We start from the raw sequence: 25,489 nt of genomic DNA on the forward strand, positions 1-25,489 counted from the left end.
AATTACAATCTCAAATTTAACGATACATTCAGAAAATCAGTAGTAAAAGATCAAACTCTTGTGAGTTTTATGGGATAAGTTTTTCCTGCATTCCATTGGCAGACATAAATGTTCTCATCCTGATCGATGCACACATCATGACAATGCTTAAAGATTGCTTCGGACTGCACCATCAATTGTAATTCACCATTTCTATATTCAGGGGCTGTACCCCCAGGATTCGAAACTACCTTGTTGTCTTTATCCAAAATAGTCACAAATCCGGAATCAGGTGTCTGCTCCAAATATCTCAGTCTAGACCAACATACTCCAGCATATAAATTTTCTCCATGAATCACCGGACGGCAAACAAATGCTCCAGGTAAAAATATAGTCTCTAGATATTCTCCATCAAGGGTAAACCGCTTAAAAGAATTATGGCCACGAGAGGTACAAAGCAATGTTGGAGCCTTCCCTCCACGCTGATCTACAGTGATGCCATGTGCCGTACTGAACTCTGCATCGCCAGATCCACTTCCACCGAATTTCCGGACAAAATTCCCGTTTTTATCATAATGAAGAAAAAACTGAGAACCATAACCATCCGCCACATATAGATCTCCATTAGGGGCTACAGTAGTTTCAGTGGGTACAAAGGGCATTTTTTCACTGTAAATCCCTTCTTTTACCGGCGCTGCTATTTCCGCCACTTGAGCTCCGTCAAGCGTGGTCTTTACCACCCTACCCGCATTATCGGATATCCAGAGATATTCAGCATCACCTTCATCTACCAGAGTCAACCCATGCGCACGATCCATTCCCAGCGTCCAGGAATTAAGAAATTTACCCGATTGATCGTAGACTATAACATTGTTCTTAGGCTCGTCAGTCACCATAATCATCCTTCCTTTCCGGTCCATTACCATCTCATGGCAATTATTCACCGGCACTTTGGCAGGATCCAGCATACCCCATTTCAAGTCTATTTTATATTGGAAATTCCCGTGCCCAATTAGCTTGTCACGGTTTTGGGCAAAAGAAATAGCGGGTGAAATAGACATAGCAAGTCCTAATAAGGAGGTATTTTGGATAAACTTTCTTCGGTTCGAATTCATAGATACAGTCAAGACTTCAATTTAAGGATTACAATCGAAAACTGAAGAATTATCCATATTTTAGATCAAACCTAAAATCAACCAAGCATGAAAACTCTCGTCAAGCTACACTTACTCTTACTGTTTTTGGCATTCCCACTTCTGAAACTCCAAGCACAAGAAATAGCACTGCAGCTTTATTCTCTCCGCAATGAAATGAAAGTAGACCCTATAAAGTATCACCAGCTCATTTCGGAATGGGGAATCTCAGCACTGGAAGGTGGCGGGGAATACGGAATGACCAATGATGAGTACGCCAAACTTCTCGCAGACAATAAGCTACGTGTCATTGGCGTAGGAGCTGATTATAATCAACTTACCAAAGATTTGACACCCATAATTGATCAGGCAAAGAACTATGGGGCAAAATATGCCACTTGCTATTGGATCCCCCATACTGATGGGCCTATTTCCATCGAGGAGATCAAAATTGCTACTGCGCTTTTCAATGCTGTTGGTGAAGAAATGAAAAAGGAAGGGATCACTTTTCTTTATCACCCGCATGGCTATGAATTTGAAAAGGAAGGAAAAGGAGTTGTACTAGATTACATGCTTGAAAATGCCAAAAATTTTGGTTTCAATCTCGATGTTTTCTGGATAAAAATGGGCGGTGGGGATCCTTTGGCTATTATGAAAAAATACCCTGGAAAATTCCCCATTCTACATCTGAAGGACCGTAGAAAAGGAACTCCAGGATCAAAGGATGGTCACGGTGACGTAGAAACAAATGTAGTGTTGGGTACAGGAGACATAGCTATTGCCGGTATAATCAAGGAGGCGCAAAAACAAGGAACTGACTACTTGACCATTGAAGATGAAAGTTCGAGATCTGTGACACAGATCCCCTTGAGTGTAGCTTTTATCAACAGGGAATTGGAGAAAAACAAGTAAGCACAATTCTAACCATTCTACATCAACCTCATCTTCAACCAGTTGAATAACTAAAAGTGTAGCAATTACTAAAATCGGGAGCATTCCCCCTATTTTGTATTTTCTTTACAATCACGTTTAACAAAGAATCTCTTTTCAGTGTATGGGTTATTATGATGTAGCGGTAATAGGTAGTGGTCCAGCAGGTGCCATGGCTGCATATTATTTGGCAAAAAAAGGTGTGTCCACGGTTATTATTGAAAAGGAAACTTTACCTAGGTACAAAACCTGCGGGGGAGGTTTGGTTTTCCGTGCTCGACGAAAGTTACCGTTTGATATCTCTGCAATTGTAGAGCGCGAGTTCTTTTTAATCAAAATCCACCTGGAAGGTGAGCAAAAAGTTCTTAGTACCGAGCGTGATGTTCCTGTGATAAGTATGGTAATGAGGGACGGATTCGACAGTTTTATTATCCAAAAAGCGAAAGAACTTGGAGCTCAGCTAAAAGAAGGGCATAAACTCACAGACATCACCTTTGGAAAAATCCCTGTCCTCCATACAAGCCAGGGGGATATACATGCCAAAATGATCATCGCAGCAGACGGCGCTCTAAGCCCAACAGCTAAAATAACCGGATGGAATGAGACCCGGAATCTTATACCCGCTTTGGAATATGAAGTGGAAGTTAATCCAGAGGATTTCGAACGCCTATCCAAAGAAGTCCGGTTTGATATGGATAGTGTTCCACATGGTTACGCGTGGAGTTTTCCAAAAAAAAACCACCTATCTCTGGGTATAGCTTCTACCCGTAGGGAGAGGATTGATCTCAAAGAATATTACAAAAAGTATGTAGAAAAGCTTGGTATCAAAGAAATCCTAAGTGAAAAAGCCCACGGGTTCCAGATTCCCATCTCTCCCCGTACCGATGGCTTTTATAGAAAGAATGTTTTCCTGATCGGAGATGCGGCAGGCTTTGCAGATCCAGTGACAGCAGAGGGGATTTCCAATGCCTTATTAAGTGGCGAAATGGCTGCTGAAGCGATTATTGAGTCTGGTTTGGATCCGGATAAAGCCGGGGCACTTTATGAGCAAAACCTTGAAAAAGATTTGCTGCCGGAGCTTAAAACTGCACAAATAGCTTCAAAGTGGTTTTATAGCCATAGAATCATCCGTAATCTGATTTTGAAAAAGTACGGTGAACAAATTGTCTCCCGGATGACCGATTTATTTATTGGCAACAGAAGCTATCCGAAAGACTTTATGAAAAGCTTTAAAAATAAAATCAATGAGGCTAAAAGATCACTGATATAAACATAGTTTCGTGAATATTGACTTTAATACAATTTCATCAACCAGGCATATCATCAAAAAGGAGTGCAGAGAAGTATACATTTAGAATTCTTCCTATCAATCCTTTACAAAATTTGATTTAGCTTAGCTTTATTATAAATTCCAAAAACAATTTACATACATATGCAAAACAACAAACTCTTTTTATCGGCATTTGCCCTTATTTTCTTTTTCTCGGTTTCCACAATTTCTTTTGCTCAGCTGCAGGCTCCGGCACCAAGTCCCTCAGCATATGTTTCTCAAAATGTAGGTTTCACTAAAATCAGCATTGATTACTCCTCTCCTGCGGTAAAAGGGAGAAAAGTATTTGGAGAATTGGAAAAATATGGAACTACCTGGAGGGCCGGCGCAAATAATCCAACAATTATTGCGTTCAGTACACCTGTCAGTATAGCTGGTAAAAACCTGGCAGCAGGCAAATATTCCCTATTCATCACCCCACAGGAATCAGGTGATTGGACTATTCATCTGAACAGCAAAGCAAACGCAATTTATGACTACATGAAAGACGGCAAGGTGGATGAAGAAGCTTTGGCCAAAGATGATGCGATAGCGATCAAGACAGCCCCTATTGCTTCTCCTGAGACATTTGAGAGACTGGCGTACTTCATTTCTGCCGAGGACAACAAAGTAGCTTCAATTACTTTTATGTGGGCAGATGTGATGCTTACCTTCATGGTAGATACCCAGGTAGATCAAAAATTGGAGCAATTCAAAGGCATATTCTAAAATTATTATAGTCAAAAAAGTACCAAAGCCCGGGGTTGATCCGGGCTTTTTTAGTTTTAGTTATTCGCTTTCCTTTTAAATTGTAGTGAGCATATTGCAATTAGCTCCGTAAGATTTTTGAGGATACATACCTTTCTAAGCATGCATAACGCGTAAAAAAAGAAAATATCTTAATTGCTCGGGTATAGCATTTCAATCTAGGACCTAATTGATTATCTATTTGTTCCAATTTTGCAGCCTGTCCAGATACAAATAACTTTCGACAAACTTTCTATGTTCCGGACTGGTCATTCTCTCCAAAAGCTCCAAAGCTGAAATGTAACTTGCCAAATTTCCATTGGAAGAAAAAAACTTACCATCTTCCACAAAAGTCACCAAGCTGTCATCCTGCACGTTAAGGTTTGGATAATCGAGCTGAAGCTGTTTGCCTCCACCTATCCAAGTCACTATTTTCTTACCATCTGCAATTCCGGATTCTCCTATCAATTGAGCTCCGGCGCAATTACTCACCGTATACATGGTTTCTTTGTTTTTTTTCCTTATAAAATCAATAATTGCCGGATTGTGCACCTGAGCGTACATATCATATGCACTCGGAACAAACAGAGCTTCTAATTTCGGACAGTTCTTGAATGTATAATCCGGGACAAACTTCATCCCCTCTTCCGTAGTAATCGGATCCTCCCCTTCAGCTATTGTAATCACATTAAAAAGCTGCTTCCCTTCTTCAGTCAGTTTGGAAAAAACATCCGAGGTAGCTATCACTTCACTTTGGAGCACCCCGTTATACATTAACAGACCTATAGTCGGTAATTTTGCATCGAAAGGTTTTAGGTGTTTTGTCAGTGTATCACCTGCAGTCAGCGTTTTGTCTGCACTTAGTGCATCGATATTTTCCTTTGGCTTGTCGGTAGAGCAACCGCATAAAATTGATACCAGGACCAGCATTGAAATAATTATCTGTTTTTTCATTTTCTCTTATTTTTTAGTAGTTCCAAGGTGCATTGCGAGTTTGTCTATGTCTGAATCATCTATATCCAAGTTTAAGTAAAATTCACAAATAGAGCTTATTAATCTTCGATAACTTGTTCAGCTAGAAACCAGCATATTGATGCATTTTGGTGACCTATTTTCCTATAAAAGGGACAAGTCAAAGCCAACATTAAGCTAAGACACATACCTCTGTTAAAATAATAGTGTCGGTTTTGGAAATCAATTTCCGGCAATCTCTTTGAGGCATGTGCACTATTCAATTACAGTTCCATTCTCTTTCAAAGGATCTGGACTTCTTGCGGAACCATTAAAAAAAGTGTACAGCCCTGCTTAGATCTAACCGCATGTTTAAAATTTGCCGGGGTGTATAAATAGTCACCCTGCCGGAATGTCGTTCCTTCAATTTCGCATCCTCCTTCAAGTACCAGTATTTCTTCACCTCCGGGATGATTGTGATAAGGATACTTCGAACCGGGTTCGAACTTCAAAAGAAAAGTTAACGGTCTTTTGCCTTCTTCATCAAATCTTAGGGGCATCCAACTAATATCTGTACAATCTACTCCTTCCTCTACCAGAGGTGACCATTTGGTGGAAGATGTCTGAACGATGTAATCATGAATATCCGTGCTCATGTCATTAAATTTTAAGTTTATAAATCAGTTTTAATTGAATCCCCACACTGCCTTGCTATATAAGCTCCCAGCCATGTGATGAAACATCCTATGCAAAACTCCACAGTATTTCATCCTTTCGAAATAGAGGATTCCGGAAAAAGCATGTAAGATTTAGCCTACTTGTTCTCTATAGACTTTTGGGGATACTCCGATGTGTTTCTTGAAGAAGTTTGAAAAGTAGAAAGGATCTTTAAATCCGAGCTGAAAAGCAATCTCTTTCACACTTAAGTTTTCATAAATCAGAAGTCTTTTAGCTTCCGAGGCGATCAAGCCATAAACGACCATCTGAGCAGTTTTTCCTGTATGCATTTTGGCCTGGTCATTTAATTTTTGTTCGGTGGTTTTCAGCTTTTCCGCATACTGCGCTAACGTATAGGTAGAATTAAAACTGCTTCTTACCAGCTCTAGAAATTTAAGTAGTAACGCATCCGGTTTCCATATTTCGTCTCCGCGGCAGATCTTTGACCGGTTGATCTCCACCAAAATCAACTCAATTCTTGAATGCACAGATGTGAGATATTGATAAGGCTCCTCTTTCAGTTCCTGATTGATGAGTTTGAATTGCTCTGCCACCGCTTTAAAATTGCTTAAGGCTATTACTTGATTCTCATCGAAGTGACAGAAAAGGCCATTTTCAAAAATCAGCTCTACATCCTTATCATTCTTACAAAAGAAATCATAGATGAATTCAAGGACATATCCTCCCATATCCCTATTTTCTTTGATAAAATGAATTTGCCCTGAAGTGATCGTTACCACCTCATGTTTTGTAAGCTTGAAATCATTCCCATCAATCTGAACAATAAGATCACCCTCTGCGCACCAGATCAAGACATATTTCATGATCCGTCTAGGTTCAACTAAATCAGTTTCGGATAAACGAAAGACCTTTACCAAGAGAAAGTATTGATTAATGTTTCAATTAAAATGGACGCCGTTTCGGTTGCACCTTTAATACGCCAACATACTAATTTTGTTACTGAGGAATTGGCAGGTCATGCAACTCTGCCTACAAAGTTGGCAACAATATGGAAATGTTAGTAAAATCCTACATCAAATACCTGTGGGATCCCGGCAAGCATTTGATATAGGTTTAAAGTTAACAATTGGTACCTCCATCAATTGTAAGGGATGCACCTGTTACAAAGTGGGCCTCAGATCCGGCAACAAACGCCACCATAGAGGCAATATCTTCTGGTCTTCCGAAGCTATTTTGCGCCATTAGCTCCAGCTGCCCTCCCGCATGCTCGCTATCGGCTGGATTCATATCTGTGTCCACAGGGCCTGGCTGAATGAGATTTGCAGTTATGCCAAATGGCCCAAGATCTCTGGCAAGTCCTTTTGTCAACCCTATAAGCGCTGACTTACTCATAGCATACAAGCTTCCCCCTGTGTCTGGCATACGATCTGCCTGGCAGCTTCCAATGGTTATTATTCTTCCACCATACTTTAGATGGGTGACTGCAGCCTGCACCGTCGCAAAAACGCCCTTGACATTAACTGCCATCACACGGTCATATTGCTCTAAACTAAGTTTGGAAATGTGATTGTATACAGCTATTCCGGCATTGTTCACTAAAATGTCCAAGCCCCCAAAATGCTCGACAGTAAATCGAACTGCAGCAATGGCTTGTTCAGCTAAACCTGAATCTGCCTGGAAAGCTACCGCGTAGCCGCCCGCTGAATTGATCTCATCAACTAATTGCCTTGCCATCTCAGCATTGTTCTGATAGGTGATCGATACTTTCGCTCCTTCGGCTGCGAGTTTTCTTGCGATGGCCGCACCAATTCCCCGGCTTCCCCCTGTAATCAATGCTACTTTATTTTCTAATGTTTTCATAGTATAATTTGATTTTTAACTGTCAGACCTGCCTGCCCCCGCCAGGCTTGGTTTCATATGATTATAATTTGTCTTTTAGGGTCATATGGAATCTCGCATGGATTATAATCATCCCAGTGTGTGTCGTTTTCGACATGCTCGATTTCATCTGTTTATAATTGTTTTAAATGGTCAGATGGAATCTTTGACGATCAAAATAATCATTGCCCTGTATGTTTTAATGATGATTTTAATCGTATCGATTTCATATGATTATAATTTGTCTTTTAAGGGCCATATGGAATCTCGCATGCATTATAATCATCCCAGTGTGTGACGTTTTCGTCATGCTCGATTTCATATGATTATAATTTGTCTTTTAAAGGCCATATGGAATCTCGCATGGATTATAATCATCCCAATGTGTGACGCTGGAGTCATGCTCGATTTCGTGTTTGCAAACCTAATTCATGCAGCGTAGTTTTGCAGACAACACGCAAATTGTTAACTACTAACAAAAAAGTAAGTATGCGGAAAAAGGAAAATTCAACCAACTCCATAAATGAAGCCAACCAAATCAAAAATTGTGGAGTAGTATATGCGTTGTCCCTTATCGGAGGCCGGTGGAAACCGACAATTTTGTTCAGTCTGCTGGATGCAAAACAACGATACAATGAACTGCTAAAATCGATAGAGGGTATTTCTGAACGTATGCTGGTCGCCCAATTGCGTGAGCTTGAAACTGATGGTCTGGTGAACCGCACAGTATTTGCCGAAGTCCCTCCGAAGGTGGAATATGAACTGACCGATAAAGGCCGGTCTACTGAAAAAATTCTTAGAGAACTTTCCCAGTGGGGTATTCTTCAACGCAGCGATGGACATCATCACCGCTAGCACATGACCCCCTGCTAAGCAAGGGGATTTCTAAAACTATTAAAGTCGTACTGCGAAGATATAAGGAATTAAATAAAAAGAATCTCTTTTGTTGAGTGAGATGTTCGTATTGCATCCAATAACGCTTGGGAATTAATTCCTGCTCTACTGTATTGACTCGAGTAGAGCAGGATTAGGAAGTCTTAGTAGGCTAAATTAAGAATTTCACATCCTTAATCGGCCTTGACTTGAATAGGCATCACAGAAACACATCGCTATTGAGAAAATTCCCTTTTTTGTTCTTCAAGTACTCTTTGAGTATGCTGTAAAGTGAGGCTTGGTTTAATCAGTTCCTTAAAGAATGGGATCAGTGGTTTCCCTGCTGCTATCCGATGAGGCCAATCCGGGTTGGCCAATGCTGCCCTACCTATGGAAATCAGGTCTGCCTGTTGGCTTTCAATCAGTGATTCTGCAATTTGTATGTCATGCAGCCCCCCATTGGCGATAACGGGTACACCCGCTATTTTTTTTGCAAGGCCACTGGAAGAGCTTCCGTCCCCATACAGGCATTCCCTCGCCCAATTCCCTCCCTCAGCTGCGATATGGAGGTAATCCGCATGCAGTTCTTTTAGAACGGTAAATATTTCTACTGCAGTAGTAGACCCACCCGGCCATCGATACGTGAGATCGTTTACTTTGCTTTCCGATAGTCTGATGCCTACTATAAACTTTTGGGGCACCGCTTCTTTCACAGCAGTGTAAACTTCCATCAGAAATCTCAGGCGGTTATAGGTATTACCTCCATACATGTCAGTCCGTAAATTGGTGTGCGGGGTGAGAAACTGATCAAATAAATACCCATTGGCGGAATGCAGCTCCACTCCATCAAATCCAGCTTTGGTAGCTAACAGAGCTGCTTGGACATAGCCCTTCTTGACTTCTGCCAAATCTTCCTCAGACATTTCTTTGGGGATCGGGAATGGCCCTGTCAACCCACCTTTTTCGGTAGCTCTCAGCCCTTTGGGCTGAATTGCAGAAGGAGCAATGGTTTTTGCGCGGCATTGCGATAGCGACCCTCCGTGCATCAATTGGCCGATGATCAGTGCATTTGATTTATGGACTCCGGCGACCACTTTTTTCCACCCCTCTAGTTGTTCCTGATTTACCAGGCCCGGTTGATTGAGGTCAGTTTGGCTAAAGAGATTGTCGGTATAAATGCCTTCAGTGATTATTAAGCTGAAGCCCCCACTGGCAAAGGCTTGGTAGTAGTCTATCATCGCTCGGGTAGGAACCCCCTCAGAGGTGGCACTTCTTCTGGTCATAGGAGCAACCGCCAAGCGGTTGCAGAGCTTATGCTCTTGTAATTGGATTTGATTAAATAAGCTGTTTGTTGACATGGCATTGAATTTATTTGAAGTTCAAATTTCCAAATAACTCTCCCAAGCCACGTATAACTAATTTAACTTAACTGCTTAAACTAGTTTAATATCTGACTGATTTTCATTCCCAATTCCGCTTAGGAAAACATACGCAATGCCAAGATAGGATGTGTTTTTTTGGACATTCGCTGTAGAAATTCGCCTTTTTACAATTATGCCATTTGTCTGCCTATTACTTTAATAATTGCAGCCAATTCTTGCTTGTGAAGCCCTTTTTGCTCGGCTTCTTCCAAAATTCCCGCTAATGCTTTAGGGAATTCATGTATGACATCTAACCCCTCGAAGCTTTCAGCTATTCTTCTGGTAGCAGCTACACTAATTGGCAATGGGCTTTGAGAAATAGTAAAATCGCCCCGATTGATAACATCAATTTCATGTTTGAAAAACTCAGTAAATCCCGGTGTTATCTCTCCCACGATAGTACTGAAGTCTTCCAACTGCAAACCATACTGCTGTGATAACTTCACCCCATAAATCAACCCTATATAGGAACCGTAAAGCCATGTCAATGTAGCCAGATCCATTGCAGATGCCGCAGCGGCTTTTTCACCCAGGTATTTTAGATTACCCCCAAGAACATCCAAGAAAAATTTATTCTGCCCATAGGCTGTCCGGTTTCCGGATAATAAAACAGTTGTATCTTCCCGTCCCATCTGGTCTGGGGCTACTTGTAATGCACCATTGATATAACTGCCTCCATTTCTTGAAATAATTGCCTCTAGCTCACTCGCTTCAGTGGGATTTCCAGTAGTTAGATTTAGAATGGTTTTACCGGCAATTATATTTTTATCATCCAGTCCCTCGATTATCTCGAGGACAGCATTATTATCAATGACACAAATAACACTAAGCTCCCCGGCACTAATTGCCTCATAAGCAGTTGTTGCATTGTTAACATGTTCTAAATCTGTCATCCTGCTTTTAGAACGATTCCAAACGGTTACCTCATAACCTGCTTCATGGTAAAGCTGTGCTAATTTTTTTCCCATTTGGCCTAATCCAATAACGGATATTCTGTTTGTCTTTTCTGTAGTAGTCATACGTATTAATTGTTGATTTCTGCTACAAATATCCCTTAAGCTCCAGGGGTGATCAATAACCGAAAAAAGATTCGGTATTGAAATCCACATCAAACCCTTGCATTTTTTGATTATTTTTAAGCTTATGAAAAGGAAATTATGTACGTAAGGAAAATTGAAGAGGATTTGGATTGCGGTATCCGGGTTGCTTTAAAAATTTTTGGAGGCAAGTGGAAACTCTGCATCATCGAAGCAATAAACAGGGGTATCACCCGTCCGGTAGAAATTCACAAAAGTATCTCAAATTCCTCTTTAAGAGTTATAGAAATTCAGCTTGCGGAATTACTTTTCTTTGGGGTAATAGATAAATGTTCCGAAGATGTGTATCCCAAAAAATCCGAATATGAACTTACCCCTTTCGGTAAAAGCTTACTTCCGATTGTAAGTCAGATAGACAAGTGGGGAATGGAGCATTCTGACAGAGTTAAGGAAAAGTTATTAAGTATCCACCAGGAATAGAAAAAACAAATTCACAGGTCGCCTGCCTGATAGCGTTTGTCTTTATCTCCGGAGCTAAGTAATTTCTTCAATCACAACTACCTTCATTCCCAGATTAGCCCACCCCCGATCTATGAGTCAGACAATCTCAGCAAATAGTGAAGCTCACATTACTAACACTATACACTTTCGGCGTTACCAACACTTGAATTACCCTCTTTAAAAGAAGGAGTCAAACCTAGTGAGTGTTTATCATAGAATTTTCCCCACCCTGTATTCCCATACATCAACCCACATTATGGAATCCATGACATTAATTTGGGGATTTTCTTCAGGCACTGGCTATAAATACAGCAAGAAACGGGTTTTTACAGCTAGGCAGTAGCTTGATCTTTGCTTGACCAAAAACCTTATAAACAGATGCATAAATCGAGCGAACCTTCTATCCTATATTTTGGAACTCCTGTTGTGCTGCTCAGTAGTGAAAATGAAAACGGCACGTATAATCTTGCACCAATTTCTTCAGCCTTTTGGTTAGGCTGGCGGTGTATAATCGGAATTGGCGCCAATACCAAAACGGCTCAAAATCTGAACAGAAAAAAAGAATGCGTCATCAATTTGCCATCCGTAAATGAAGCAGGTATTGTAAACCGGTTGGCAATGCTTACAGGTTGCGACCCTGTGCCAGAAAGAAAACAAGAAAAAGGGTATCGCTACGAACCAAAAAAGTTTGAAATAGCTGGAGCCACCCCAATGAAATCTGACATTGTTTCAATTCCCAGTGTAAAGGAATGCCCTGTCCAACTTGAAGCCATTGTCAGTGCAATTAATCCTATTGGTGAAGATGAGGTGTCTTTAAAAAACCGGCTAGTTTCTATTGAACTTAAAATTTTGAAAATACGGTTGGAGGAAAACATCCTTATGGGTGATGATCCCAACCATGTCGACCCTGATAAATGGAGGCCATTAATAATGAGTTTTCAGCAATTTTATGGTCTAGGAAATCAGGTTCATCCGTCAGCGCTTGCACAAATACCTGAGCACTTGTACCGACAATCTGCTCATCCCTGATCACACTGAAAATCCAATATGGGAGGTTAAGTTAATCAGGGGTTGAGTAAGCTATCTTTTGAAATGGCATAGAATTTCTTTGAATTTAAATTTCCGGATAACTCCTCCAAGCCATTTATATCAAATTTAACTTAATTACTTAAACTAGTTTAAAATCTGGCTATTTACCTTTCCTTATCTTGCTTAGGAAAACAGGAGTAATGCCAAGATAGGACGCGATGTGTTTTTGGGGCATGTGCTGTTCCAGTGTGGGATATTTTTGGATCAAGGCGTTGTACCGATCTGCCCCGTTCATAGAAATAGCATTCAGTATGCGTTGATCCTGCGCCATACAGGCATTTTGATGCATAATCCGCCAGAACCTTTCAAAAGCCGGAATATCCAGGTATAACTGATCGAGACTTGTTTTATCAAGTTGAAGCAAAATTGAGGGCTCAAGGGCTACTATATTCCTGGAGGCAGGTTCCCGCAAAAGAAAACTTATAGAATCGGTGATCCACCAGTCTTCAAAGGCAAAATGGAGCGTATGATCATTTCCTTTGTCATCCATATAGAAGGAGCGCAAAAAGCCCTTGCATACAAAACTTTCGTATTGGCAAACCTCTCCTTGCTGGACCAAGTATTGTCGAGGCAATAGAGAGCGGATGGTGAGCAAAGAACTGAAATAATCCTGCTCTTCCTTGGTCAGATGGATCCTTTTCAAGACATGGTTTATAATAGATTGATACAATGCAGACTTTTTCCCAGAATCCATAAAATTCAATGTTAACATAAACTATAGGCCACATGGAACTCAACGTTGCTGTGGCCCATAGCATAAATAACGGCCCATTTAGAGCATAAAACCAAAATTAGGTTTACTCAATTTTAACCCAAGGCTACCTTTCTCCAACCCAGTGCGGGTAGATCATTGGTTGCTTTGATACCCTATCGAGTTCTTCCAAATCTTTTTCAGACAACGTCAAGTCTGCGGCTTCTAAATTGTCTATCAATTGCTTTTCGTTGCGCGCGCCTACTATCACGTTGGAAACGGTGGGATTGTGGAGTAACCAGGCAATAGCTACCTGGGGAATACTTCTGTCGTTTTTTACCGCAATCCGTTCAAGTACATCAACTACATCAAAAATAAGCCCATCATTAACCGGAGGGGATCCCAAGTCGCCGCCGGATTTTATCCTGCCTTCTTCCATGGGTTTATTACGTCTGATTTTCCCGGTTAAGCGCCCCCAACCTAGTGGACTCCATACCATTAGGCCCATGTTTTGATCTTGCAACAGGGGCATCAATTCCTGTTCATAATCCCGCCCGATCAATGAGTAATATCCCTGATACACGATGTATTTTTCAAGATTTGATTTCTCAGAAATGGAAAGGGATTTCATCAGTTGCCAGGCCGCCAAATTAGAACAGCCTATGTATCGTACTTTACCGCTCGAAACCATCCGGTCAAGGGTTCTCAAGGTTTCCTCAACAGGGGTGGTATTATCAAACCCATGCATCAGAAACAAATCGACGTAATCGGTCTGTAACCTTGTCAAACTGTCTTCCAAAGCCTTGGTTAAGTGGAAACGGGATGACCCTTTGTCGTTCACACCATCCCCCACTTGAAATGTGGCTTTGGTGGAAATGATGGCATCTTGTCTTCTGCCCTTCAGTGCTTCTCCCAAGACAGACTCTGAATCGCCCTGTGAATAAACGTTGGCCGTATCAAAGAAATTGACCCCACGCTCTAAAGAAATATCTATAAGCCGTGAAGCTCCTTTAACATCCGTTTTTCCCCATTTCCCAAAGAATTCATTGGTACCCCCAAAAGTAGCGGTGCCAAAGCTGAGTACAGGAACTTTTAACCCTGAGTTTCCCAAATTTTTAAATTTCATGATTCCTTTTTTTCATTTTGGATATACTTAATGATACAAAGATCTATCAGTCCACCCGAGGAAGACAGGATGTTCCTCACAGTTTTGGTGTGCGGTTTGTCACACTAATTCAGGCCCAATCGGCTCAGGGTTTCCCTGCTCACGCCTAAAAATGAGGCAATCATCGTTTTGGGAAGGCGCTGGATAAGTCCCGGATATTGATCCAATAGATTATGGTATCGGTCTTGGGCTTTACTGCTGATCAGGCAAAGAACTCTCTTTTGCAGGGCAATGTACCCTGCGGTGGTTTTAACGTGGAAAAAGTGTTCCATTTTAGGGAGTTCTCTGCATAGTTTGATTTTGCTTTCCAAGGTTAGCGCATAGGTAGTGGTTTCCTCTAGGCAATCGATAGTAAACTTGGAATTGGTACCGTGATGAAATGCTTCCAAATCGGTAATCCACCAATTTTCCATAGCGAATTGCACGATGTGCTCTTTTCCCTCAGAAGTGATCCGTGCTGATTTCATCAGTCCTTTTAGGATAAAAAAATTATACTTTACCGAATCATCCTGATGCACCACTATTTGATGTTTTTTAAAGGTTTTTAGCCTGAAATGTGACAGTATATAGGTAAACTCATCATCAGTGAGCTGGATGATTTCTTCTATATGGTCTCTTAAGATTTCTTTCATCAAATGGTGGAAGTGGATTTTCAAAGTTAAACACAGCAGGATTACTAGGGTAGAACACCCTATAAATATAGGATTATCCTCAATGATGCCAGAAATCATTCTCTTTGATTTACTTGGCTTACTTCATTTCTGTCGAGGACAACAAAGTAGCCTCAGTTACATTTATGTGGGCTAATGTGATGCGTGCCTTCTAAGTGAATACCCAAGTGGATCAGAAACTAGAACAATTCAAAGGCATATTCTAAAATTGTTTTTCCCAAAGAAAATACCAAAGTCCGGAGTTGATTCAGACATTTTTTAATGTATAAGGAATTATAATATGAAATACGCTTCTTTGCCAGTAGGTTAATTGGTTTCGGCTTGCTGCCCTTCGGAGGTGGGCGCTCGGCCACTGGATTTGAGAGTTTCAATTTAATTTTGCCCCATGTACAGATTTTGCTTCCTTTCCTGTTTCTTTATTTATTCTTGCAGTCACGGCAAGTATCTTTCAAATGAAGAAGATTCAAAATTGATTTCAGAACTAATAGGAAAATTTATAGTACGTGATTCGCTTAACCAATCCGGAACAATTAATAACAATTTATTGGCCTACGAATATTATGAGCAAGAAAATATCGAAGATGGATACGCTGTTCCTCCACCCTACTATACTAGCTCGAAAAATGAATTTGATTTTATCAATTCAGTTGAATTGAATACATTTTTTCATGATTCTGCTTCTATAGCTCATATTAAGCATCAACTATTGAATTCTAAGAAGATCGCTAAAAAATATAAACTAAGCACTTTGGACATAGTCAAACTAGGGGTTAAAAATAGGGATCCGAATTCATGGTACTCTTTTTTTCTTCCCATATTCAATGCTGACTCCTCTGCTGTTTATCTGCAATACGATTTCTATGCCAATGGTTTAGGAGGTTACGGAGAAGGTAATGGAGCAATTTTCTTAAAGAAAAATGGGGAATGGGAATATCAGGATTTCATCCCGGGCTGGATAAGATGAATTGGTGTCCTAACTTTCTCAATCTCATCTTAAAATAGGATCAAATCACGTTATAAAATAACCAAAGAATACATAAAGAGCTCTATGATTCTGTCTCATGAATCTTGACTCCTGCTTCTTTTTCTATCTTACTGTAACTGTAAACTTATAATTGATCACTTTTTACTCGCTCTTCAATGTTTTCACGGGATTTGCACGGACGCTCTTATAGGTTTGGAAGAAAATCGTAGCCAAAGCCAATCCGAAGCAGGCCAGTGTTGCAAGCAAAACCACCCAAATCTCAATTCCTGTTCTGTAGGCAAATTCCTCAAGCCATCGCTTCATAAATAGCAGCGCCAGTGGCACTGCGATCAGCATGGAAATCAAGATCAATTTGAAATAGGAAGCAGAAAGCATCAGGAAAATCTCAGGCAAAGTCGCTCCAAACACCTTTCTTATACCAATCTCCTTGTTTCTCAACTCAGTGGTATAAGCCGTCAATCCAAATAAGCCCAAACAAGCAATGATAATCGAAATTCCCGTCAACACCTGAAGCAGGTTCGCCATTTTCATTTCAGACTGATAGACTCTTCCGAAATCCTCATCCAAGAAACTGTAATTCATCGGCACACGTGGTTCAAATTGCTTCCAGGCCAACTCCAACTCATCCACTCCTGCCTCGATGTTTCCACCCTGAATCTTTACAGAAATGTAGTCTCTAAGGAAGTAATCGTGCATGTATTCTATCACGAGCGGTTTAATCTCATTCCGAAAAGATTCAAAATTAAAATCTTCTACCATCCCCACGACTTCAAGCGTGGCTTCGTCATTCTCCCCTTCGTTTTTCATTACCAACTGACCGATGGGATCATCCAAAATACCAAGTTGCTTTGCAGCCATTTCGTTGATTACAATTTTGTTTTTGTCCGCACCTGATGTTTCTCCAAAGTTGCGTCCCTTCAGAAGCTTGAACTGATAGGTCTCCAGATAGGAAGCATCCGCTTCATACCAATTCATTCCCTGTTCCAGATCGTTTGTAGGGACGTTGAAAGAACGCATCTGGAACTGGCCTGACATGGGAATTCCCGTAGAAAAGCTCAGTGCCTGTACATTCGAGCTGGACACAAAATGCCCTTTGAAATCCTCTCTTTGTGAATTTTGGATTTCCCCGTCATTATGAATGATCACCAATTGATCCCGATCATAGCCTGGATCAGAATTTTGGATAAAACTCATCTGACGTTGAACCAGCAGTGTACAGATAATCAGCGTAAGTGAAGTAGCAAACTGAAATACCACCAGTCCATTGCGGAAACTGTGACTGTTTTTCCCAACAGATAATTGCCTTCTGATGATCTGAAGCGGCTTAAAAGAAGAAAGATAGAATGCAGGGTAAAAACCTGACAACAGCGTCAGGATTACCACCAAAGCCGGACATATCCACAGGATCATTTCATTTGTGTAGAGATTGAACTGTAAGTTTTTACCGGTTAGTTGATTGAAGGCCCCATTACTGAGAGATACGACTACCAATGAAATGGATACACTGATCAGCACCAATAGGCAAGCTTCGGTGAGAAACTGATAGATGAGTTGGGACTTCCGTGATCCCATTACTTTACGTACCCCCACTTCCATAGAGCGAAGTCCAGCTTTGGCAGTAGCCAAATTCATAAAATTAATACAGGCCAAAAGCAGCACAAATGCCGCCACTAAGGAGAAAATGTAAATGTAACTCTGGTAGCCATTTGCCTCGTGCTCGCGGAGCAAATGTGAATGAAGATGAATGTCCTTCACGGGCATGACTTTCAGGTTGTAACCCGAATTTTCGTCTCCACCCTCCAGCATAGGAATGGCGTAGTTGGTTACGATTTGATCCAGTTTCCCGGCGACCACATCCAGCTTATCCGATGGGAACTTTGCATAGGTATAAAGTATTGCCCATGACCAGCTTTCCATCTCAAAAATCTCAGCATTCATTCCAGGCTCATATACCAGCATATCAAAATGAAAATGCGATTGAGCAGGAATATCTTCCACAACCGCTGAAATCTGCTTTAGGTCTGGGTTATTACTTCCTATCATCAGGCTCTTTCCCACCATCTCATCAGGCGACTCATCACCAAAGTATTTGTGTCCCAAGCTCTCGGTGATCACAACATTCTTGGAATCTGCCAAGGCTTTCTCTTTATTTCCTGCCATCACCTTGAGGTCAAAGACATCAAAAAAGCTAGGTTCCGCATAATAGACTTTTTCCTCCCTAAAAACCTGATCCTTGTTTTGGCCTGAGCCTGGCTGTATGGTGAAATCATTCCATTTCAACAGTCTAGTGACTGCTTCTACCTCAGGAATATCTGCTTGAATCCTCGGCCCAAGGGATGGCGGCGCGGTGGCATAGCTAGCTGTACTATAATCTCCCCAGTGCGATGTAATCCGAAAAACCGATTCAGCATCTGGATAAAAGCGGTCGTAATTTACCTCATCCTGAATGAAGAGCAAAACCATCAAAAAACCCGAAATCCCCATCGTCAACCCTAATACATTGAGAACTGTGTAAAGTCTGTTCTTCTTCAGAACTCTCCATCCGATTTTAAGGTAGTTTTTCCACATGGTTTGCTATTGAAAGATTTGAAAGATTGAAAGATTCGTTTTATCCGTCATTGGTAGAGAGCTAGTACTATTTTTCGAAATAACAAACAGGTTTCTTATCCCTCTGTCGTTCGCAATAACCTAAATCACCAATCGTATATCCGAAATCATAAATACCCTTACTCGCTTTTCAGTGTCTCGGCAGGATTTACCAACGCTGCTTTGATCGCCTGAGAGCTCACAGTCAACAGTGCAATCAAAAGTGTAATTCCACCAGTCCATAAGAACACAGTCCAGTTTATGCTGGTCCTATAGGCAAATGTCTCAAGCCAGTCATTCATGAAATACCAAGTTGCAGGGATGGCGATGATCACAGAAATGAATACCAATTTGGTAAATTCTGAAGAGATCAAGCCTACCACGCTGGTCACAGAAGCCCCCATGACTTTGCGTACAGAGATTTCCTTTTTTCTTCGTTCAGCGATGAAAGTAGCCAAACCGAAAAGTCCCATACAGGATATTATTACAGCCAAACCTGTGAAGAGCGAGGTCAGCTTAGCTGTTCGCTCTTGAGAACTGAATTTACGGGCATGCTCCTGATCCACAAACTTATACTCAAAAGGTGAATCGGGATTAAACTTATCAAAAACCGTCTCTACATTGGCCAAAGAATTTCTATAGTCTCCACCCTCCGAAAATCGAATATGAATGAAGTTCAGGTTCCGTTTTGGTCCCATCACCATAATAGGAATTACCTCATCAAAAGGTGATTCCATAATAAAATCCTTGACTACCCCCACTATGGTAAACTCATATGAATCGTCCTTAATTACCTGACCTATAGGATCTTCAAAACCCATAATTTTCGCAGCTTTTTCATTGACTACTGCCGAAAGACTATCACCTGGATAGGTATAAACATCGATATCCCTACCTGCAATCAGCTCCATTCCTGCCGTTTTCACCAAGTTGGCATCAGTTCCCATTCGACTAATTATTGGCCTGAACTCAGGGTCTTTACCCTGCCATTCCATCCCATCTGTATCAGAATGGATATTCGTCAAGGGAGAAAAAGTATAACTCACTTCGGCCACTTCAGGAAGTGCAAGCAATTCATTTCGGAGTGCAGCTTTATTCTCTCTCATATTTTGAGTTACCGTATGAAAAATCAGATTCTCTTTAGTAATCCCCAAGTCTCTATTTTGGACAAATGTCATCTGGTCTTGCACAATCCATACACTTGAAATCAAAATGACTACCACCGCAAATTGAAACACAACCAAGACTTCCCGGGGCTTCAATCCAAAACTTCTTTTTGAATTCATTTTGGACTTGAAAACCACAGTCGGTTTATAGGAACTTAATAAAAATGCAGGATAGCTTCCAGCCAATATTCCTGTCACAAAGACATAAACCATAGAAATTCCCCAGAAAAAAGGCTGGGTAAATGGACTCTCCAATTCCTGTCCTACCAGATCTTTAAATCCTGAAAAAGATACCGAAACAACGAAAAGGGCTAATAAATAAGCCGCAAGAGCGATTAGCACAGATTCAGCCAAGAACTGTCCTACCAGCATTCCTTTGCCGGCTCCTGAGATCTTTCTAATTCCCACTTCTTTAGATCGCCTATCACTTTGAGCAGTACTCAGATTCACGAAATTGATGGCAGCGATGAGCAAGACTATAATGGAAACTATCCCAAACATCCAGATCATTTCAATTTTGCCACCAACAGACTTCCCATTTTCAAACTTCGAATACAGATGCAGGTTCCTAATTGGAAAAAGGAAATCAGAAACTTCATCCATTTCTGAATTTTTCGCCGTGAAGTCTATAAACTTTTCATTAAATGAAGCAAGGTCTGTCCCTTTAGTTAACATAGTAAAAGTGCGGTGAGAATTATTCCCCCAGGAGTCACCCACCCAGCCCAATACTTTCAGCTTCTCAAAAGGTAAAAATGCCGTAAAAGGGAAGTCTGTGTTTTTAGGCAAATCTTTAATAATGGCCTTGACTTCAAAGTCCATTTGCTTTTCCACTGTGACGGTTTTACCCATAGCCGGAGCAACCCCAAATAGCTTTTTTGCCACAGACTCTGTCAACACAATATTTCCCGGCTCTGTCAATGAAGCTACAGGATCACCTTCCAATGCTTCGAAACTAAACATCTTAAAAAAGCCCGGATCGGTAAAAGTGGTTTCTTCGTAAAAATTATTTTCTCCTACCGTTAAGAGTTGCTCACCCCATTCTGTGATTCTCGCTACCTCTTCCACCTCCGGAAACTGCTCTTTCATAGCAGGTGCGTAGGGTGCAGGGGTATAATCCCAGGTGAACACCTCACCTTGCATTTCAGCGTTTCTCCAGTTCGCATAGACTCGATCCGAATTCTCGTGAAAGCGGTCAACAGACATCTCGAATTGTACCCAAATAAGAATCAATATCGAGGCAGCCATACCGATTCCCAGTCCGGCTATATTGATAAATGCATATCCCTTACTTCTGGTGATATTTCTCCAGGCGATTTTAAGGTAGTTTTTCCACATGGTAGATAATTCTAGGTTGTTCTTAATTCTAGCACTTCATCATTCAGTGTTCATCATTCAACATTCAATTTCGCTTGTTGTCAGTTTCGTGTTATCAGGTTGTCGTTGTTAGCCGGCTCTTGTCTTCCGGACCCTTTAATTCCACTTTTATGCCATAAAGAAAGGCGCAAAACAATTCCCAAAGCTGTAAAAAGTTTAATCACGGAATAACTTCCGAACATTTTTGTCCGACTGCGGTCAATACTTAAGGTTTTCGAAACCACAAAGGGTTGGGTTTTTCAACAAGGGTTGTAGCATCTTCCTTCTTTGGAAAAGTTTCAGTTAGTTTCTACAGCTATACTACCCCAGCAAATCATGTTAGATTTCCCCAAACTCTTCCAAAAGGCTCAGGTGTCTATTCACTTTTCAGACTCTTCACAGGATTCACAATAGCAGCAACTATCGCCTGATAGCTCACCGTAATCAATGCGATGACAAGAGTAAAGACTCCCGCAATTAAAAACACTGACACACCAAGCTCAATTTTGAATGCAAAGGAATCCAGCCAACCGTCCATCGCAAACCAGGCAATTGGTGTAGCCAAGAGAAATGCGGTTCCAACCAGCTTGGCAAAATTGATGGACAAAAGCAGGACGATACTTCCTACTGATGCTCCCAGAACTTTACGGACACCGATTTCCTTGGTTCTCAAAAAAGCAGTATAGGAAGCCAGCCCAAACAACCCAATACATGCAATCAAGATCGCAAGCATGGAAAACACCCCCAAAATCTTGCTTGAAGTTTGCTCATTTTTGTATAACTCCGCCATACTATTATCCAAAAAGTAATACGATAAAGGAACTCCATCAGCCTGTGCTGCCCATTTTTCTGCCAATGATTGCACCACTTCACCCTGTCGGTCCGATGCATATCTGATCGCCAAAAAATTGGTGAAACCAGCTGGGTTTTTGGTGTTGAAAATAGCTAAAGGTGTCACCTTGCTGTGCAATGATTCGAAATTAAAATCCTCAACTACTCCTATCACAGTAAGCTTCGTAGTTACATTTTCCCCGCCAATGGCATTGGTAGTGGTGAGATACTGGCCCAGCGGATTTTCATTTCCAAAAAACACTTTCACCGCTGCCTCATTTAAAATTAAAGAAAGTGAATCATTAAAGGCTTCATCAAAAACCCGCCCCATCTTTGGATTCAGCCCGATTGTTGGGAATAAACCTGCGTCGGCGGCAAACCCCTTGGTAGTCAACACATCCCCTCCTCCTGGCTTGGTAAACTGCACGCCGAATGTTCCTTGACCGGGCACAGTACTCGTCTTTCCAGTGGAAATTACCCCTGGTAAATTTTCTATCTCTTGCTTCAGCGCATCATGATTTGCCTGTCTCCCAAACCTCCGAAGGACAAGCACATTCTCTTTGTCAAAACCAAGACTGGTGGATTGAAGAAAGTGGAGTTGGTCATTGATAATCAAAGTCCCTGAAATCAATACTATCGCAATTCCAAATTGAAATACTACCAGTCCATTGCGCAGCCAATTGCCCTTACCGGTTTGCAATTTCCCTTTGAGAATGCTTATGGTATTGAATCTTGAAACACGGAAAGCTGGATAATTTCCCGCCAAAAGCCCTACCAGCAGTCCAAAAACCAGCAACAGTGGGATAGAAGTGATCATCGCCTGAAAGTCAAATACCAAGTCCTTTTGTGCCAGATTATTGAAATAAGGAACTGCTAAACTCACCAAAATAATCCCCAACAGCAGACTAGTGAAAGTCAGCAATATAGCCTCCATTAGAAACTGGGTAATGATTTGGCCCCTGCCGGAGCCCATCGCTTTTCTAACGCCCACTTCTTTTGCCCTGTCTGCCGATCTAGCTGTCGCCAGATTGATGAAATTAATACAAGCCAAGACTAGGATAAAAATTGCAATGGAAATAAAAATATAGACATATAGATAATTCCCATTTGCCCGCATTTCAGCTTCCAGATTGGAATGAAGATGAATATCAGCCAGAGGCTGAAGGAAATAATGATAGCCATTTCCGGTAGCGGTATAATCAGCATAGCTTACTCCCAAATTCCGCTCTATTTCTCCTGAAGCATATTTGTCTACTAATTCTGGGATCTCTGCCTCCACTGCGTCAGGACTCACATTTGGATCTAATTTCAGGTAAGTATATGCTGAGAAAGAAGTATAATTAGCCTGATTTACGAAGGGATGGGAAGCAGTAGAAAATAGATAATCTACCATCATATGCGTATTCTCCTGAAGATCTCTCATCACTGCAGTGACCTCATATTCACCCTGCCCCTGCTTGATCGTTTTTCCAATTGCTGTACCTCCTTTGAAAATCCTATCGGCCACAGATTCAGAAATCACCACTGTATTCGGTTCTGTCAACGCTGTTTTCTGATTTCCCTTAACCAGTTCAAAATCGAATACTTCAAAGAAATTAGAATCAGCAGCAGCTAAAAAATCCTCCTCAAACAATTCCTCCTCGTAAGACACTATATTGCCAGTACCATAATAAAACAGACGGGTAGCAGCTTCCACGCCTTTTACTTCCTTTTGGAAAGTTTCTGAATAGCTATGTGGAATGATTGCATAGAAACTCACATGATCAGGATAGACCCGCTGCAGTGCCACGCGGTAGATATTTTCATGATCCGGGATAAACTTATCATAAGACAGTTCATCTTTTACATGGAGCATAATCAATATGCAGCTCAGAAATCCTAACGTCAACCCCAACACATTGATACTGGAGTAAACCTTATTTTTCTTGAGGTTTCTTATTGCAATTTTTAAATAGTTCTTCCACATTTTTCACTGATTTAAAAATTGAAATAGTTCAATTAATTGCCCGCTTTGGCAGATTTGATAATTGGTTTAATTCGAATTCCAATTAAGTAATACCTTTGATCTTTACGCACAAGGTATTATAATACATTGCAAACGACCATTGAAGGCCTCTTAAGGATAAAGCAAATACTTCAAACGCATTTCCTTATACGCAGAAAGCTCAGGTTCCCAGCCAGCTCTAATAACTTCCATAGGGACATCATCGATGATTTGCTGTCTGAAATCTCCTCGCCCAATTTGGATTTCTATATTGTTCATCTGGTTGCTAAACTTAGACTCAAAAAACTTCTCCTTTTCCGGGCTGGCTTTGTAGAGTTCGCGTATCCACTCAAAATTAATCTGCCCGCTCTTTCTCAATAGCTCGGTGTCGTATTCACGCAAATCAATTCCATAGCATACTTCGTCCATGAAAATAGGTGTTTCGGCCATTCCTTTTATACCTGTTGGCTTAAAGCTGAAATCATAAATACCCTTATAAGCTGGGCTGCCTAATACCGTAAATGGAAAATAGGTTCCCCTGCCATGGTTTATGTAGACACCCTCAAACATGCACAAACTTGGGTAAAGCAGCACCGACTGTGGGGTATTCAGATTTGGCGATGGGGCAACAGGCAAAACATAGGGCATATCGTGTGCATAATTCGCTACTGGAATTACTTGGATGTCTGCCTTTACCTGATTTGTCAGCCAGCCCTCTCCATTTGCCATCATCGCAAACTCTCCTACTGTAAGCCCGTGAGACATCGGAATCGGGAACATACCAATACCCGATTTGTACTTCATATCCAGCACCGGACCGTCGATTAAATAGCCATTGGGGTTTGGTCTGTCCAGGATCAACAAGGGTTTGCTGTTTGCTTCGCAAGCCTCCATCAAACGAGCCAAGGCATTGATATTGGTATAAAACCTCACGCCAACATCCTGAAGATCATAGATCAAAATATCCACATCCGCCAGATCGGCTGCACTCGGCTTATTCTTCTTGCCATAAAGCGATATGATTGGGATGCCTGTCTGCTCATCTATTGCATCACTTATCTTGGCACCTGCACTGGCATTTCCCCTAAAACCATGTTCCGGCCCAAAGACTTTTACTATGTTGATTCCCAATTTTTGCAGGCTATCCACCAGATGCGTTTTGCCAATGATAGAGGTTTGATTGGCCAGAATAGCGACCCTTTTTCCTTCAATTAAATGCAGGTACAAATCAGTTTGCTCTGCCCCTGTTTTAATTTCTTGTACAGGTTCTTCAGTTTGGTTTGCAGCAAGTTTTGTAGTGCAAAAGCAAAGAAGCATGCTTAGCGTCAAAAGTAAAGTGGATTTCATCTTTATTGGGAAAGTAAGTTTCAGGTTTTTTAAAAATACATCATTGCGAGGAACGAAGCAATCCCGATTATTCTGCCTTGGTCTGTGTCTTCAAAGACCACTATTATTTCGGTTTGTGAGACAGACCGAGGTGACCAATCCTATCTTGGGCAAAAGATTTTTTGCCCATACGAAAAACCCTTCT

General features: G+C 41.2%; 21 protein-coding genes. 7 read left to right on the top strand and 14 right to left on the bottom strand.

From position 1 onward, the window contains the following. Positions 1-50: 50 nt before the first annotated feature. Positions 51-1,094: a 6-bladed beta-propeller gene (locus AS141_RS21415; protein ID WP_057939756.1), complete on the bottom strand. Its 1,044-nt coding sequence runs from the start codon at positions 1,092-1,094 to the stop codon at positions 51-53. A gap of 87 nt (positions 1,095-1,181) precedes the next feature. Between AS141_RS21415 and AS141_RS21420 the strand changes: the two genes are divergently transcribed. From AS141_RS21420 to AS141_RS21430, 3 genes are all read left to right on the top strand, one after another. Further along, positions 1,182-2,024 carry a sugar phosphate isomerase/epimerase family protein gene (locus tag AS141_RS21420; protein WP_057939757.1) on the top strand — a complete coding sequence of 281 codons (843 nt, stop codon included), beginning with the start codon at positions 1,182-1,184 and terminating at the stop codon, positions 2,022-2,024. A 142-nt stretch (positions 2,025-2,166) separates the two neighbouring features. After that, positions 2,167-3,312: a geranylgeranyl reductase family protein gene (locus AS141_RS21425; protein ID WP_057939758.1), complete on the top strand. Its 1,146-nt coding sequence runs from the start codon at positions 2,167-2,169 to the stop codon at positions 3,310-3,312. 162 nt (positions 3,313-3,474) lie between these two features. Next, positions 3,475-4,080 carry a DUF2911 domain-containing protein gene (locus AS141_RS21430; RefSeq protein WP_057939759.1) on the top strand — a complete coding sequence of 202 codons (606 nt, stop codon included), beginning with the start codon at positions 3,475-3,477 and terminating at the stop codon, positions 4,078-4,080. Between the two features lie 216 nt (positions 4,081-4,296). On the opposite strand, the gene AS141_RS21435 is transcribed toward AS141_RS21430, so the two are convergent. From AS141_RS21435 to AS141_RS21450, 4 genes are all read right to left on the bottom strand, one after another. Next, positions 4,297-5,052 carry a DJ-1/PfpI family protein gene (locus AS141_RS21435; protein WP_057939760.1) on the bottom strand — a complete coding sequence of 252 codons (756 nt, stop codon included), beginning with the start codon at positions 5,050-5,052 and terminating at the stop codon, positions 4,297-4,299. Between the two features lie 299 nt (positions 5,053-5,351). Next, on the bottom strand, positions 5,352-5,705 hold the full coding sequence (locus AS141_RS21440; protein ID WP_057939761.1) for a cupin domain-containing protein: 354 nt from the start codon (positions 5,703-5,705) through the stop codon (positions 5,352-5,354). A 153-nt stretch (positions 5,706-5,858) separates the two neighbouring features. Continuing rightward, positions 5,859-6,590, bottom strand: a complete 732-nt coding sequence (locus tag AS141_RS21445) for a helix-turn-helix domain-containing protein (RefSeq protein WP_232424980.1) — start codon at positions 6,588-6,590, stop codon at positions 5,859-5,861. A 256-nt stretch (positions 6,591-6,846) separates the two neighbouring features. After that, positions 6,847-7,587, bottom strand: coding sequence for a 3-oxoacyl-ACP reductase family protein (locus AS141_RS21450; RefSeq protein ID WP_057939763.1), 741 nt, complete (start codon positions 7,585-7,587; stop codon positions 6,847-6,849). A 507-nt stretch (positions 7,588-8,094) separates the two neighbouring features. Here AS141_RS21450 and AS141_RS21455 point away from each other — a divergent pair. Continuing rightward, positions 8,095-8,460, top strand: coding sequence for a winged helix-turn-helix transcriptional regulator (locus tag AS141_RS21455; protein ID WP_057939764.1), 366 nt, complete (start codon positions 8,095-8,097; stop codon positions 8,458-8,460). 254 nt (positions 8,461-8,714) lie between these two features. Here the strand turns inward: AS141_RS21455 and AS141_RS21460 are convergent, their stop codons facing one another. Continuing rightward, positions 8,715-9,836 carry an oxidoreductase gene (locus AS141_RS21460; protein ID WP_057939765.1) on the bottom strand — a complete coding sequence of 374 codons (1,122 nt, stop codon included), beginning with the start codon at positions 9,834-9,836 and terminating at the stop codon, positions 8,715-8,717. Between the two features lie 194 nt (positions 9,837-10,030). Continuing rightward, entirely contained in the window at positions 10,031-10,918 is an 888-nt protein-coding gene (locus AS141_RS21465; RefSeq protein ID WP_057939766.1) for an NAD(P)-binding domain-containing protein, read from the bottom strand. Positions 10,919-11,056: 138 nt separating this feature from the next. On the opposite strand from AS141_RS21465, the gene AS141_RS21470 reads away from it, so the two are divergent. Continuing rightward, a complete protein-coding gene (locus tag AS141_RS21470; protein ID WP_057939767.1) occupies positions 11,057-11,416 on the top strand; it encodes a winged helix-turn-helix transcriptional regulator in 360 nt (119 codons plus the stop codon). 399 nt (positions 11,417-11,815) lie between these two features. Next, complete coding sequence (locus tag AS141_RS21475; protein WP_057939768.1) at positions 11,816-12,466, top strand: flavin reductase family protein; 651 nt, start codon at positions 11,816-11,818, stop codon at positions 12,464-12,466. A gap of 160 nt (positions 12,467-12,626) precedes the next feature. Here the strand turns inward: AS141_RS21475 and AS141_RS21480 are convergent, their stop codons facing one another. From AS141_RS21480 to AS141_RS21490, 3 genes are all read right to left on the bottom strand, one after another. Continuing rightward, entirely contained in the window at positions 12,627-13,169 is a 543-nt protein-coding gene (locus tag AS141_RS21480) for a Crp/Fnr family transcriptional regulator (protein WP_232424981.1), read from the bottom strand. 175 nt (positions 13,170-13,344) lie between these two features. Then, positions 13,345-14,343 (bottom strand): aldo/keto reductase, encoded by a 999-nt coding sequence (locus AS141_RS21485; RefSeq protein WP_057939770.1) that lies wholly within the window; start codon positions 14,341-14,343, stop codon positions 13,345-13,347. Positions 14,344-14,447: 104 nt separating this feature from the next. Continuing rightward, on the bottom strand, positions 14,448-15,014 hold the full coding sequence (locus tag AS141_RS21490) for a Crp/Fnr family transcriptional regulator (protein ID WP_057939771.1): 567 nt from the start codon (positions 15,012-15,014) through the stop codon (positions 14,448-14,450). Between the two features lie 424 nt (positions 15,015-15,438). Here AS141_RS21490 and AS141_RS21495 point away from each other — a divergent pair, with 424 nt between their 5' ends. Further along, positions 15,439-16,017, top strand: a complete 579-nt coding sequence (locus AS141_RS21495; protein ID WP_057939772.1) for a hypothetical protein — start codon at positions 15,439-15,441, stop codon at positions 16,015-16,017. Positions 16,018-16,179: 162 nt separating this feature from the next. Here AS141_RS21495 and AS141_RS21500 read toward each other — a convergent pair whose 3' ends face one another. The 4 genes from AS141_RS21500 to AS141_RS21515 all read right to left on the bottom strand — a co-directional run bounded on the left by AS141_RS21500 (position 16,180) and on the right by AS141_RS21515 (position 25,305). Then, positions 16,180-18,606 carry an ABC transporter permease gene (locus AS141_RS21500; RefSeq protein ID WP_057939773.1) on the bottom strand — a complete coding sequence of 809 codons (2,427 nt, stop codon included), beginning with the start codon at positions 18,604-18,606 and terminating at the stop codon, positions 16,180-16,182. A gap of 158 nt (positions 18,607-18,764) precedes the next feature. Then, complete coding sequence (locus AS141_RS21505; RefSeq protein WP_057939774.1) at positions 18,765-21,125, bottom strand: ABC transporter permease; 2,361 nt, start codon at positions 21,123-21,125, stop codon at positions 18,765-18,767. 394 nt (positions 21,126-21,519) lie between these two features. Continuing rightward, the gene (locus tag AS141_RS21510; protein ID WP_057939775.1) at positions 21,520-23,940 is read right to left on the bottom strand and encodes an ABC transporter permease; all 2,421 of its coding nucleotides are present in this window, start codon (positions 23,938-23,940) and stop codon (positions 21,520-21,522) included. A gap of 150 nt (positions 23,941-24,090) precedes the next feature. After that, complete coding sequence (locus AS141_RS21515; protein ID WP_057939776.1) at positions 24,091-25,305, bottom strand: exo-beta-N-acetylmuramidase NamZ family protein; 1,215 nt, start codon at positions 25,303-25,305, stop codon at positions 24,091-24,093. Between the last annotated feature and the right edge of the window lie 184 nt (positions 25,306-25,489).

The sequence above is a fragment of the Algoriphagus resistens genome, assembly GCF_001442615.1.
Taxonomy (GTDB): Bacteria; Bacteroidota; Bacteroidia; order Cytophagales; family Cyclobacteriaceae; genus Algoriphagus; species Algoriphagus resistens.

Coding starts and splice junctions, on each gene's coding strand:
- AS141_RS21415 (WP_057939756.1), bottom strand. CDS start 1,094: ATGAATTCGAACCGAAGAAAGTTTATCCAAAATACCTCCTTATTAGGA.
- AS141_RS21455 (WP_057939764.1), top strand. CDS start 8,095: ATGCGGAAAAAGGAAAATTCAACCAACTCCATAAATGAAGCCAACCAA.
- AS141_RS21510 (WP_057939775.1), bottom strand. CDS start 23,940: ATGTGGAAGAACTATTTAAAAATTGCAATAAGAAACCTCAAGAAAAAT.
- AS141_RS21465 (WP_057939766.1), bottom strand. CDS start 10,918: ATGACTACTACAGAAAAGACAAACAGAATATCCGTTATTGGATTAGGC.
- AS141_RS21430 (WP_057939759.1), top strand. CDS start 3,475: ATGCAAAACAACAAACTCTTTTTATCGGCATTTGCCCTTATTTTCTTT.
- AS141_RS21515 (WP_057939776.1), bottom strand. CDS start 25,305: ATGAAATCCACTTTACTTTTGACGCTAAGCATGCTTCTTTGCTTTTGC.
- AS141_RS21460 (WP_057939765.1), bottom strand. CDS start 9,836: ATGTCAACAAACAGCTTATTTAATCAAATCCAATTACAAGAGCATAAG.
- AS141_RS21505 (WP_057939774.1), bottom strand. CDS start 21,125: ATGTGGAAAAACTACCTTAAAATCGCCTGGAGAAATATCACCAGAAGT.
- AS141_RS21420 (WP_057939757.1), top strand. CDS start 1,182: ATGAAAACTCTCGTCAAGCTACACTTACTCTTACTGTTTTTGGCATTC.
- AS141_RS21435 (WP_057939760.1), bottom strand. CDS start 5,052: ATGAAAAAACAGATAATTATTTCAATGCTGGTCCTGGTATCAATTTTA.
- AS141_RS21485 (WP_057939770.1), bottom strand. CDS start 14,343: ATGAAATTTAAAAATTTGGGAAACTCAGGGTTAAAAGTTCCTGTACTC.
- AS141_RS21500 (WP_057939773.1), bottom strand. CDS start 18,606: ATGTGGAAAAACTACCTTAAAATCGGATGGAGAGTTCTGAAGAAGAAC.
- AS141_RS21475 (WP_057939768.1), top strand. CDS start 11,816: ATGCATAAATCGAGCGAACCTTCTATCCTATATTTTGGAACTCCTGTT.
- AS141_RS21425 (WP_057939758.1), top strand. CDS start 2,167: ATGGGTTATTATGATGTAGCGGTAATAGGTAGTGGTCCAGCAGGTGCC.
- AS141_RS21440 (WP_057939761.1), bottom strand. CDS start 5,705: ATGAGCACGGATATTCATGATTACATCGTTCAGACATCTTCCACCAAA.
- AS141_RS21495 (WP_057939772.1), top strand. CDS start 15,439: ATGTACAGATTTTGCTTCCTTTCCTGTTTCTTTATTTATTCTTGCAGT.
- AS141_RS21445 (WP_232424980.1), bottom strand. CDS start 6,590: ATGAAATATGTCTTGATCTGGTGCGCAGAGGGTGATCTTATTGTTCAG.
- AS141_RS21490 (WP_057939771.1), bottom strand. CDS start 15,014: ATGAAAGAAATCTTAAGAGACCATATAGAAGAAATCATCCAGCTCACT.
- AS141_RS21450 (WP_057939763.1), bottom strand. CDS start 7,587: ATGAAAACATTAGAAAATAAAGTAGCATTGATTACAGGGGGAAGCCGG.
- AS141_RS21470 (WP_057939767.1), top strand. CDS start 11,057: ATGTACGTAAGGAAAATTGAAGAGGATTTGGATTGCGGTATCCGGGTT.